The 11,547-nt window shown below is 61.0% G+C and carries 10 protein-coding genes; 3 read left to right on the top strand and 7 right to left on the bottom strand.

Annotated features, from left to right (window positions below; genetic code table 11):
- Positions 1 to 70: 70 nt before the first annotated feature.
- The gene (locus AB8841_RS00150) at positions 71 to 1,603 is read right to left on the bottom strand and encodes an acyl-CoA carboxylase subunit beta (RefSeq protein ID WP_370433865.1); all 1,533 of its coding nucleotides are present in this window, start codon (positions 1,601 to 1,603) and stop codon (positions 71 to 73) included.
- Between the two features lie 134 nt (positions 1,604 to 1,737).
- Here AB8841_RS00150 and AB8841_RS00145 point away from each other — a divergent pair, with 134 nt between their 5' ends.
- Positions 1,738 to 3,171, top strand: coding sequence for a short-chain fatty acyl-CoA regulator family protein (locus AB8841_RS00145; protein WP_370433864.1), 1,434 nt, complete (start codon positions 1,738 to 1,740; stop codon positions 3,169 to 3,171).
- A 122-nt stretch (positions 3,172 to 3,293) separates the two neighbouring features.
- Here the strand turns inward: AB8841_RS00145 and AB8841_RS00140 are convergent, their stop codons facing one another.
- Entirely contained in the window at positions 3,294 to 3,554 is a 261-nt protein-coding gene (locus tag AB8841_RS00140; protein ID WP_370433863.1) for a hypothetical protein, read from the bottom strand.
- Complete coding sequence (locus AB8841_RS00135; RefSeq protein WP_370433862.1) at positions 3,551 to 4,150, bottom strand: phosphotransferase family protein; 600 nt, start codon at positions 4,148 to 4,150, stop codon at positions 3,551 to 3,553. Before AB8841_RS00135 ends, AB8841_RS00140 begins: the two co-directional genes overlap by 4 nt.
- A 755-nt stretch (positions 4,151 to 4,905) precedes the next feature.
- Here AB8841_RS00135 and AB8841_RS00130 point away from each other — a divergent pair.
- Entirely contained in the window at positions 4,906 to 5,892 is a 987-nt protein-coding gene (locus AB8841_RS00130; protein WP_370433861.1) for a beta-glucosidase, read from the top strand.
- A gap of 62 nt (positions 5,893 to 5,954) precedes the next feature.
- Positions 5,955 to 7,760: an ABC transporter ATP-binding protein gene (locus AB8841_RS00125; protein WP_370433860.1), complete on the top strand. Its 1,806-nt coding sequence runs from the start codon at positions 5,955 to 5,957 to the stop codon at positions 7,758 to 7,760.
- Positions 7,761 to 8,207: 447 nt separating this feature from the next.
- Here the strand turns inward: AB8841_RS00125 and AB8841_RS00120 are convergent, their stop codons facing one another.
- From AB8841_RS00120 to AB8841_RS00105, 4 genes are all read right to left on the bottom strand, one after another.
- On the bottom strand, positions 8,208 to 9,221 hold the full coding sequence (locus AB8841_RS00120; RefSeq protein ID WP_370433859.1) for an SDR family NAD(P)-dependent oxidoreductase: 1,014 nt from the start codon (positions 9,219 to 9,221) through the stop codon (positions 8,208 to 8,210).
- A gap of 219 nt (positions 9,222 to 9,440) precedes the next feature.
- Positions 9,441 to 10,394, bottom strand: coding sequence for an NADP-dependent oxidoreductase (locus AB8841_RS00115; RefSeq protein WP_370433858.1), 954 nt, complete (start codon positions 10,392 to 10,394; stop codon positions 9,441 to 9,443).
- Positions 10,395 to 10,546: 152 nt separating this feature from the next.
- Positions 10,547 to 11,266, bottom strand: coding sequence for a BON domain-containing protein (locus AB8841_RS00110; RefSeq protein WP_370433857.1), 720 nt, complete (start codon positions 11,264 to 11,266; stop codon positions 10,547 to 10,549).
- Positions 11,263 to 11,433: a hypothetical protein gene (locus AB8841_RS00105; RefSeq protein ID WP_370433856.1), complete on the bottom strand. Its 171-nt coding sequence runs from the start codon at positions 11,431 to 11,433 to the stop codon at positions 11,263 to 11,265. Before AB8841_RS00105 ends, AB8841_RS00110 begins: the two co-directional genes overlap by 4 nt.
- Positions 11,434 to 11,547: the final 114 nt, after the last annotated feature.

Below are 11,547 nucleotides of genomic sequence, written 5' to 3'. Positions count from 1 at the left end.
GAAGTTTGGCGACCGCGTCGAAGGAGACTTCTGTAGTTTCATTTCTGCTGTCACTCATACTCTCCCCCCTCTACAGCGGAATGTTGTCGTGTTTCTTCCAGGGCTGCTCGGTTTCCTTGTGCCGCAGCATGGCGAGCGCCCGGGCAATCCGCCGGCGGGTCGAATGCGGCATGATCACCTCGTCGATATAGCCGCGCTCGGCCGCCACGAACGGCGACATGAAGCGGTCCTCGTATTCCTTGGTCCGCGCCGCGATCTTGTCGGCATCGCCCAGATCCTGGCGGAAGATGATCTCCACCGCGCCCTTGGCTCCCATCACGGCAATCTGCGCCGATGGCCAGGCATAGTTGACGTCGCCGCCGATATGTTTGGACGCCATCACGTCATAGGCCCCGCCAAAGGCCTTGCGCGTGATCACCGTCACCAGCGGCACCGTCGCCTGCGCATAGGCAAACAGCAGCTTCGCGCCGTGCTTGATCAGGCCGCCATATTCCTGCGCCGTGCCGGGCAGAAACCCCGGCACGTCCGCGAAGGTGACGATCGGGATGTTGAACGCGTCGCAAAAGCGCACGAAGCGCGCCGCCTTGCGCGAGGCATCCGAGTCGAGCACGCCCGCCAGCACCATCGGCTGGTTGGCCACGAACCCCACCGTGCGGCCCTCGAGGCGCCCGAAGCCGGTCAGGATGTTCTTGGCATACGCCTCCTGGAGCTCGAAGAAGTCGCCCTCGTCCACGACCTTCAGGATCAGCTCCTTCATGTCGTAGGGCTTGTTGGGATGGTCCGGGATCAGCGTGTCGAGGCTGGCGTCCACCCGGTCCGGGTCGTCGAAGCTCGGGATTTCCGGCACGCCGTCCATGTTGTTGGCGGGCAGGAAGTCGAGCAGGCGGCGCACCTGCAGCAGCGCCTCGACGTCGTTGTCGTAGGCGCCGTCGGCGACCGACGACTTGGTGGTGTGGACCTTGGCGCCGCCGAGCTCCTCGGCCGTGACGGTCTCGTTGGTGACGGTCTTGACCACGTCGGGGCCGGTGACGAACATGTACGAGCGGTCGCGCACCATGAAGATGAAGTCGGTCATGGCCGGCGAATAGACGTCGCCACCCGCGCACGGGCCCATGATGACCGAGATCTGCGGGATCACCCCGGAGGCGATCACGTTGCGCCGGAACACCTCGCCGTAACCGCCGAGCGCGGCCACGCCCTCCTGGATGCGGGCGCCGCCGGCATCGAACAGGCCCACGATCGGAGCGCGCATCTTGAGAGCCATGTCCTGGATCTTGGTGATCTTCTGGGCATGGGCTTCGGAGAGCGAGCCGCCGAACACGGTGAAATCCTTGGCGAAGACGAAGACCGTGCGGCCGTTGACCGTGCCCCAGCCGGTGACGACGCCGTCGCCCGGGATCTTGGCCTTGTCCATGCCGAAATCCGCCGAGCGGTGCTCGACGAACATGTCGAACTCCTCGAACGAGCCCGTGTCGAGCAACAGCTCGAGGCGCTCGCGCGCCGTGAGCTTGCCGCGGCCATGCTGCGCCTGAATGCGCTTGGCGCCGCCGCCGAGGCGGGCCTGCCCCCGCCGCTCCTCAAGCCGTTCGAGAATGTCTTTCATGATTGGACCTTTCCTCGGCAAGCCGGAGTAGAGACGATGAAGTAAACGTGTTTGTGATGTTCTCTCCTCAATACAGCTTGCGGAGACAAGATTTTTCATGTGAATATGCAAGAATGTGAAGTTGGCATAATTGCATGAAGCGAAAGATCTATGCTGGCGCGGCGATCCGCGATTTGCGGGAGGCGCGTGGGCTCACGCAGATCGACCTGGCCAGGCGGATTGGCGTCTCGTCCAGCTACATGAGCCAGATCGAGACGAACCAGCGAAGCCTCTCCGGGACAGTGATCGTAGAGCTGGCGCGTGTCCTGCGGGTCGATGTCTCGGCCTTTTCCAGCGACGACAACATTCGATTGGCGGCAACGCTTCGGGAAGTGCTCGGAGATCCGGTCTTCAGCGGTCTCGATATTCCGCTCCAGGAGCTCAGAAACGCCGCGCTTCATGCGCCAAAGCTAGGACGGGCCCTGATCGACCTTCACAGAGTCTATCGAAAGGTCGAGGAAAAGTACCGCTCACTGGACGACGCGCTACGGGCCACCGAAGGAAATTTCGGCAGCCGGCAATCCGCTTTCGAAGAGGTCAGGGATTTCTTCCACTTTATTGGCAATTATGTCGATTCCCTTGATCGAGCAGCCGAGGCCCTCTCATCCCGGATTGCCGAAGGTCCGGATAGCTTGCTGAATCGCCTCTCGTGCTATCTTGAGACGAACTATCACATATCGGTGTCACGCATTTCGCCGTCTGACGGCACATCCTTCGTCAGCAATTTGGACCGCGCTCGCAGAGTGCTGTTGCTGAACGACACATTGCCTCGAGCGACACTCGCTTTCGCCGTCGCGCGCCATCTGGCGATCCTTGCCTTCTCTGACGCCATCGAGGCGGTTGTGGCTGACGCCTCTTTTCAGGGGACGGATGCCGGGGCTGTCTGCACCGCAGCCTTGGCGAACTATTTCGCCGGCGCCTTGCTCATGCCGTATGCCCGCTTTGCCGAAGAGGCACGCCGGACGAGGCATGACGTGGAGCGCCTCGCAGCTCGGTTCGGTGTCAGCATCGAGCAGGTGTGCCATCGGCTCTCTACCCTTCAGCGACCTGGGAATGAAGGCGTCCCGATGTACTTCCTGCGGGTGGATCGCGCCGGAAACATTACGAAGCGCCATAGTGCAACACGACTTCAGTTTGCGCGGTATGGCGGGGCCTGTCCAATCTGGAACATCCATGAGGCGTTCGAAGCGCCAGATCGCTTCCTTGTCCAGATTGCCGAGATGCCGGATGGCGATCAGTACCTGTCGGTTGCTCATGCGATTACGAAGGGAGGGGGGCGTTTCGACTCGGTTCGTCTTCGCTATGCGGTCGGATTTGGATGCGAACTGGCGCACGCGAACGAGTTCGTCTATTCGGACGTCATCGACGCGCGTAACCCTAGGGCAGTCGTCAAGATCGGAATCAGCTGCAGGCTTTGCGACAGATCAGATTGCCCTCAGCGTGCAATACCGCCCTTCGACAAGGGGATCGACGTCAATCCTGACAGCCGAAACATCGTGCCATATCAACTCAAGGACATTCGATCGTAGCTTTTGGCTGCAAGCAGACATGCGAGGCGAAGCTGCCGCTATAGGGCAGCGCATCGTTTAGCGGAAAACCGGGCCCACTTTTCGCTCGGCCCGCCGGGTCCGCACGATGCGCCGGGCCAAGACTATGGGTCGCGGCCCGGCGCATCAACGGCATGTTGCGCGAAGCTCGCCGCCAGAGGACTGATGGCTGCAGCATTGGCATCAGCGGCATTGCCGGCCCTCGCCCGCGCCGCAATTCCCTCGAAAATGACGGCAAAGCGGAAAAGCGCGAAGGCCATGTGAAAGCGGTTCATCCTGAGCCTGTGACGGGCCGCTTCATAGTAGGCTTCGGTGAACTCGGCCTCACTCGGAATGCCAAGAGCAGTCAGGTTCAGGCCGATCAACCCGCCGTACTCGTGCGGGGCGGAACGCCACCCCATGCAGGCATGAGCCAAATCCGCCAGAGGGTGTCCAATGTGGACAATTCCCAATCGAGGATTGCGATCACCCGGGGCTCCCAATGATGGATCATAATGTTACCGATCCGAAAGTCGCCATGCGTCACGACCGTAGCATCGTCCTCGGGAATGGTCTTCGGAAGCCATTCGATCAGCCGGTCGATATTGGCATCCGTGCGGGTCCGGGAAAGCTCCCACTGTCTCGTCCAGCGCCCTATCTGGCGGGCGAAATAGTTGCCGCTCTTTCCGTAATCCGAGAGGCCGACGCTTGCCGGATCGACGTTGTGAAGAGCCGCCAGAGCCTGAGCATGAGAACGGTACATGTGTCGACGCTCGTCGCTCGACCCGCCAGGAAGAGCACCGTCATGAAAGACACGCCCCTCGAGACGATCCATGATGTAGAAGGGTGTTCCGAGGATCTCTCTATCCTCGCAATCGAGAACGACGTTGGGAACGAGAACGCCGGCCTTCTTCAGAGCTCCTGACAGCCTCCCGGCGCTGGTCGGCTTGAATTTCGGTGCAAGCTGAACCTCTTCTCTCATCAGCTTATCCGTCTGGCCATTCAAAAGGGTGCTGGTGAGGATCCAACCAAGTGCTGCTCATCGCGCCTAGGATCGGAGTCGGTAACACCACTTCCCTCAAAAGAGCGTCCTGATCAGGAATGAAACGCTTCCAGCATGAGAGATTCTTCTTAGAAGGAGCTTCTGCCATTTTCAGGCAGTTCGAAGGAATTGTCTGTTCTCTGCCCGACATCGTATTCCGGTCTTTTACCGATCGATCCTCGCAATCCTGACAAATTCAACGGCATGCTGGGAACTCGTCGTGATACTCGCATCAACCTATGAGAAGCGTGGCCGCGCACGTTGCGTACTCTTCTGGAGTAACACCGATACCGAGCGTTCCGTTCTCTATTCAACATGAACAGGGAACGGCCAAAAGCTATCGAAACGGTACAGGAACAATGCGGAACGCACTTCGTTGGTAGCCGGGTTGCGACCCAGCTAAGTTTGTGTGTGAACACGGTATAGTCCGCCATTTGTTGCTCGCTATACCGTACAAGTTTCCAACAACTCACGCTTACCCACGTTTGTGCAGGGTCGGAGCAATCACGCCAATGATTTCATCTGATCGCGCTTCTGTATTCGGGAGCTTCATCCTGGGTGGATTCGAATGTTCAAGTCACTGGCGCGGCGACGGGCGCAGGCTTGATCTCCTGGCAAGCACACAGCATGACCGACTTGCGGCGAAGGATTACGAGGTCCTCGCGCGGCATGGAATACGGGCTGTCCGGGATGGCTTGCGGTGGCATCTCATCGAGACGATGCCGGGCTGCTACGACTGGAGCAGCTTTCTGCCGATGCTAAGGGCCGCTGAGGCTATCGAAACGCGCATTATCTGGGACCTGTGCCACTATGGCTATCCCGACCATCTCGACATCTGGTCCCCTGTCTTCATTGATCGATTTGCGCGCTTTGCCTCCGCGGTAGCCCGGTTGACTAAGGAGGAAAGCCGCCATGTGCCCGTATACTGTCCCGTGAACGAAATATCTTTCTGGGCTTGGGCTGGCGGCGAAATGGGTCGTTTCAACCCCTGTTGCCGGGGCCGGGGCGCGGAGCTCAAGCGCCAACTCGTGCGCGCCACGATCGCGGCCGTTGATGCCATTCGCGCCGTCGACCCGAGGGCACGATTCATCACGGCGGAACCCCTGATCAATGTGGAAGCGGGCATCGGCGATGCAGAATACGTCAAAAGCGCACAAACCTACCAGCAGGCTCAGTTCGAGGCGCTCGACATCTTGTGCGGTGCCAAGGAGCCCGGATTGGGCGGCACGCTGGATTACCTCGATATCGTCGGGCTTAACTATTATCCCGACAATCAATGGTATCACGGCGGCTCGACGATTCCCATGGGACACCATGCATACCGGCCTCTGCACAGTTTGCTGGAGGAGGTCCATCTGCGGTATCGGCGTCCGCTTCTCGTCGCAGAAACCGGTGCTGAGGGGTGTGGCCGCTGCTCCTGGTTTCATTATGTCTGCTCGGAAGTGCATGCTGCCCTGGACGTGGGTGTTCCGATCGAGGGTATCTGTCTCTACCCGGTCGCGGACTACCCTGGCTGGGATAACGAGCGCACCTGCAGCGTCGGCCTCCTGACCGAACCTGACGGGCATGGGCGCCGTGCGGTTTTCCCTCGGCTTGCTCGTGAGCTGCAACAGCAGCGGGCCCTTTTTGATGTGTTCGACACCGGCGATAGCGGCCCTGTGTCCTCGGTCGCAGCGGAGTAGGATTGATGTGGCGGGAAGCGAGTCCCTTGATCAACGCCGGACTTAGCCGGTCGAGCGCTGCCATGGCTCACCCGGATCGGCCCACGGCGGAGCCATCCACCTTTCTGCAGGGGCCCTACCGGTTCGTTCTTCACTATATCGGCGGCCGCCCGTGGCAGTTCGGCGCGTTGTTCTTCACCGTCGTTGGAGCCGCAGGATGCGCGGTGGCTGTACAATACGTCATGAAGCTCCTCGTCAACGCAATGGCGGGTCCCCGCGAGGCGAACGCGGCAGTTTGGTCCGCCCTCATCCTGTTCGTGACCTTCATTGCCGGCGAAGGCATTCTGTGGCGCATCACAGGCTGGCTCGCCTGCCGAACCACTCTCGGCGTCGGCGTGACCATGCGCCTCGACCTGTTCAACTATCTGAACGGTCAGCCCATGCGCTACTTCGCCGATAATCTGGCGGGCTCACTCGGGCAGCGTTTGACTGCAACAGCCGGCAATTTCGGGGCCCTCACGAATACGATCGTGTGGCGCATCCTTCCGCCCTGCATAGAGTTCATTGGCGCATTGATCGTGTTTCTGACGGTCGATTGGCGCATGATGCTTGTCCTTGCCATCTTCGTGACAGCCGTTACCGGCGGGCTCGTCTGGTTCGGCGAGCGAGGGCGGCCTCTGCATCGGACATATGCAGGTCACGCCGGGACCGTGGCGGGCGGCCTCGTGGACGTGATTACCAATATGTGGGCAGTCAAGTCCTTCTCGGCCCGGACCCGGGAGGCGGAGCGCCTCGGCCAGGGCTTCCGGGAGGAGGCCGTCGCGCAGCGCCGCAGCTGGCTCTACCTTGAGAAGGCACGCGCCCTGCATGACGTCGCCCTGTGGGGGATGGCGGGCGGAATGCTGTCTTGGGCTGTATATCTTTGGGACCTTGGCGATATTACACCCGGCGACGTGGTGGTCGTATCGACCCTGACCTTCCGCATTCTCAACAGCTCCCGGGACCTGGCCCTTTCGCTCGTCGAAACCGCGCAATACGTGGGATATATCGAGGACACATTGCGGGTGATCGCACAGCCGCAATCCGTCATCGACGCCCCGAATGCCACACCCCTCGTCGCCCGCGGCGGCTCTGTGGAGTTCCGGGACGTGAGCTTCTCCTACGGAAATACCAGATCCGATGCCGTTCATAGATTGAATTTGCGGATTCCGGCTGGCCAGAAGGTCGGGATCGTCGGTCCGTCAGGGGCAGGAAAGTCCACCCTGATCCACTTGCTGCAGAGATTGTACGACGTGCAATCCGGTGAAGTCCTCATCGACGGACAGCGTCTCACCGAAGTCCGGCAGGACTCTCTTCGTGCGGCACTGGCCGTGGTGCCCCAGGAGATCACCCTGTTTCACCGCACCCTCATGGAGAATATCCGCTTCGCCAGACCGGACGCGAGCGACGAGGAGGTCTATGCAGCCGCCCGCGCCGCGTGCTGCGACAGCTTCATTCGTGCCACTCCCGAAGGCTACAATACGCTCGTCGGGGAGCGAGGCATGAAGCTCTCCGGTGGCCAGCGCCAGCGGATCGGCATTGCGCGGGCATTCCTGAAGAATGCTCCCATCATCATTCTGGACGAAGCGACCTCGGCGCTCGATACGGAATCGGAAATGGAGATTCAGCGCTCGCTCGTGCGCCTCATGCGCGGTCGCACGGTTATTGCGGTTGCCCACCGCCTCTCCACGCTCACAGCCTTTGATCGCATCATCGTCGTCAAGGGAGGGCAGATCGTGGAGGACGGAACCGCGGCGGAACTGCGCCAGCGTGGCGGCGTGTTCGATACCATGTGGCGCCTTCAGGCGGAGGGCTTATCCATAGACGAGGTCATGGAGAATGTCGCATGACAGATACATACTTCATTGCCTGGGCACCCTCCAGACGGATCTTCCCAAGGGCTGTCCCGGATAACCTACTGCACGCGCCCGATACGGCAATGGGCATCGATGGTCAGCTCGGCGCTCAAGTTCGCCGACCGGACGAACTTACTCATACCGCTCTGCTTCCGCGCACCAATTCCGAAGGATCGTCCCTTCCTCTCGGGACCATTGCCTAGCATTGTCCCGCGCGGGTCGCCCCGATGATGGGCTCCGATTTGTCGGTCGGTCCAGGTGGAAGCGCGCTCCAGCCCACCGTTGAGAGGATTGTTGTGGATACGCGAGCATCGAACGCAAGACGGGGGAACCGGTTCTGCGTGAAAAGATGCTCGAGACCATAGACTGACTGCCTTGGATGTGGGTTCGATGTCACGTCCGATGCTGTAGCGCATCGTGCGGAAAGCGGCCTGTGTGAACTTACACGTTATGCGCGCTGTCTCCGCCTGTGACCTCGTACTCGGCACCAGTGACCATCGCAGCGGCATCGGATGCCAGAAAGACAGCGGCCGGCGAGACATCCTCCGGCCGCAGCCAACCCACTTTCAGTGGTACCTGGACCTTTCTCGCGTTCCAGACTTGCTCGGGGGTGGGATGCTCGGGTGGATTGGACTGGGTTTCGGCAATCGCTTCCCGGTACCGGGTTTCGTAATGGGTCAGCGGCGTATCGACGAGACCTGGGATCAGCGCATTGACAGTTATGCCATGTGGGCCGAGTTCTATTGCGGCGCTCTTCATGAGTCCGAGAATGCCCCATTTCGACGCCGAATAGGAGCTCGCATCCTTGGTCCCGTGCTTGCCCTGCATTGACGACAACACGATGATCCGACCGGACTTTCGGGTCACCATCTTGGGCGCGAAGGCCCGGATGGTGTTGGCCGTGCCGTTCAGATTGTTGTCGATCACGTCGCGCCAATCCGAGTCATCCATCTCGAGAAGCGGTTTCCACCGCTGAATGGCCGCGTTGGCCACGACCACGTTGATCTGACCAAGCTCAGCCTCGACACGATCAGCCGCTTCCCGAAGCGCTTCGATATTGCGGATATCGGCCTGGATGGCGAGCGCGCGCCGGCCGGTTGCCTGCACCTGCCGTATCGTCTCCGCAAGATCCTCTGGCGTGGCGGGAGCAGCGTTGGATGCGGGCGAGACAAAGCCGCAGATGTCAATCGCTGCGACGTCGGCCCCATTGGCCGCCAGCTCAACGGCGATGGCCCGTCCAATCCCACGGGCCGCCCCGGTGACCACGCCGATCTTGCCCGTGAGCTGCGAGCCGCGCCCAGGCCTGACCGGACCTGCAGTGGGAGCGTTCTCCGGTGACTGCGCGGCGGCGGTGCCCGCGAAGGCCGCAGCCGCGATCCCACCGACTAGGATTGCTCTGCGTGGGGGTAGAGGGGTGCTGCCTGCGTGATCAGGTATCCAGAGATGATCGCTCATTCCACATTCCTGTTCTGCAGCGGTGAGGCGAGCTGCTCAGTCGAAAACTGCTCGTGCCTGGTAATGTTCACCTGTGGAAGCCCATTTTGGTCCGATGCTCTCAGTGCTGGTTAGAGTGCTCCCATCTGATCGCTTGGTCGCTTGTGCGTCGTTGGCTGATCTCCATGAGCAATTCCGTTCCTGGCTGACTGAACCATTCATCGGCCGCCAGGAGCCCCGTCAGGTCTTGTCGGCGACCTGCAGAACGACCTTTCCGCGCACATGCTCCTGTTCCAGATATGTCTGCGCTGCACCTGCATCCGCGAGCGCGAACGTCCGGGCGACGGCGACCTGCACCTGACCACCATCGATCAGCTGTCCGATCTCGCTCAGCTGCGCCGGATTCGGACGAGCCCGATACCCTGCGGCACGAACCTTGTGCTGTTCTGCTTTCTCAGCTGGAGGCGCGCCCAATGTCGAGACCAGAATGCCGCCCTCCTTCAGTACGCTCCAGGAGCGGTCCTGGGTTTCTCCGGCGACCAGATCGAACACAACGTCGATGTCGCGTGCACGGTCTTCAAAACGGTCGGCTTTGTAATCGATGGCCTCGTCCGCACCGAGTTCGCGCACGAAATCGAGGTCAGTGCCTGACGCAGTGGTCAGAACAGTCGCACCCTTAGCCTTGGCAAACTGGATGGCGAAGTGACCAACTCCCCCTGCCCCACCATGAACGAGAACACGTTGCCCAGCCTGCAACTGACCATGATCGAACAGGCCCTGCCAGGCCGTCAGGCCGGCGAGAGGCACGGCGGCCGCCTGCACATGGTCGATCGTCTCAGGTTTGGCGGCCATCTCCATGGCTTTGACCACGGCGTATTCGGCATAGGTTCCTCGATCCACACCGATGAACGCAAAGATCGGATCGCCTACCTTGAGGGTGTGGGCGCGCGTTCCCAGAAGCTCGACCGTCCCCGAGAGGTCACGCCCGAGAGTATACGGAAGCTGATCATCCTTTACCGTGTAGGAGCCGGCTCGGATTTTGTAGTCGACTGGATTCACACTGGCCGCATGGACTCGTACGAGAACCTCGTCATCCTTCGGCTGGGGCCAGGGTACATCATCGAGCATCAACACCTCGGGTCCACCGAAGCGATGTATGCGGACTGCCTTCATTGTAGTCATGGCGATCTCCAAGGAGGCTGATGGTGAGAAGTGGGCGCAGTCGTGCTGCGCCCGGACGCCTCGACTTAGAGCAAGTATTCTGACGAGATCAGAATGCTTGCTCTCATCTTTGATGAAGCATCGTTCTTCGCGAAGAACCGGTTCCCACTTCTTCGCACGATGCGCTAGGTGTTCGTACCCGCCCTCTGACGACCTGTACCGCTCATGTCCGCCGTCGTGCTGACGGCCCCTGCGCTCCCTGCGGCGCCCTCGGCGGTGCCCTGCCCCATGCCCGACTGCTGGACCCGTAGGTTGTTCTGGACGTGCCGCACGCCCGATACGCGCTCCGCACAGTCTTCTGCCCTGTGCTTGGCCTCCCGGCTGTCGACCGTACCGGACAGCGTCACTTCGCAGCTCGAGACGCTTACCTCGATCTCGGAAGCATCCACGAAAGGATCGTCCGTCAGACGGTCGCTGACGTCCTCGCGGATACGCTCATCGGAGCGGGTATAGCCCTTGGGACCACGGCCACGGTGATGCTGCGCACCTTGATCGCCCTGGCGGGCATCCTGTTCGCGGCGACGTGCCGCTTCATCGTCGCCGAACCAGGACGATACCTCATCGCTGAAGCGATCCCAGCCGCTTCGCTCGCCGCGATAGCCCCAGCTGTCCCGATGAGGTCCACGCGCGCGACCACCCCGTCCCTGATCGGCACCGTAGAAACCGCGGTTGTAGTCGTTGCCTCCAAAGTCACGGTTAGGCCTGCCGCGTCCATAATCCTGATATGCGCTGCCATATCCTTCAGCGCCATATCCGCCTCCATGGTAGAGCCCGCCGCGCGGATCCACCAAATCGCGCTCGCGATAGACGCTGCCATAGGCACCGCGACCATACAGGTCGCTCATGCTTTCAGCGTCTTGGTCGCCGCGATAGCCACCGCGAGCCTGAGTCCGGTCATATCCGGAACTCCCAGCACCAAGGCCCCGCTGGGCATTATAGCCTTCATCCGATCCGCGGCCGTAGCCGCCACGGTACCCACCCCCGCGGCCACCGCGACGGTAATCTTCTTCACGCCAGCCCTCGCGATCATCTTCGCGATAGCTGTGGTGCTCCTGCTCGTTCCTCCAACGGTCTTTATCGGCCATAGCGTGGCTCCTTGTCGATCAACACCTTTCGGCTGCCGTCC

The organism is Microvirga sp. TS319, assembly GCF_041276405.1.
Lineage (GTDB): Bacteria > Pseudomonadota > Alphaproteobacteria > Rhizobiales > Beijerinckiaceae > Microvirga.
Note: the sequence above shows the minus strand (reverse complement) of the source record. Positions and strands in the feature narration are given on the sequence as shown.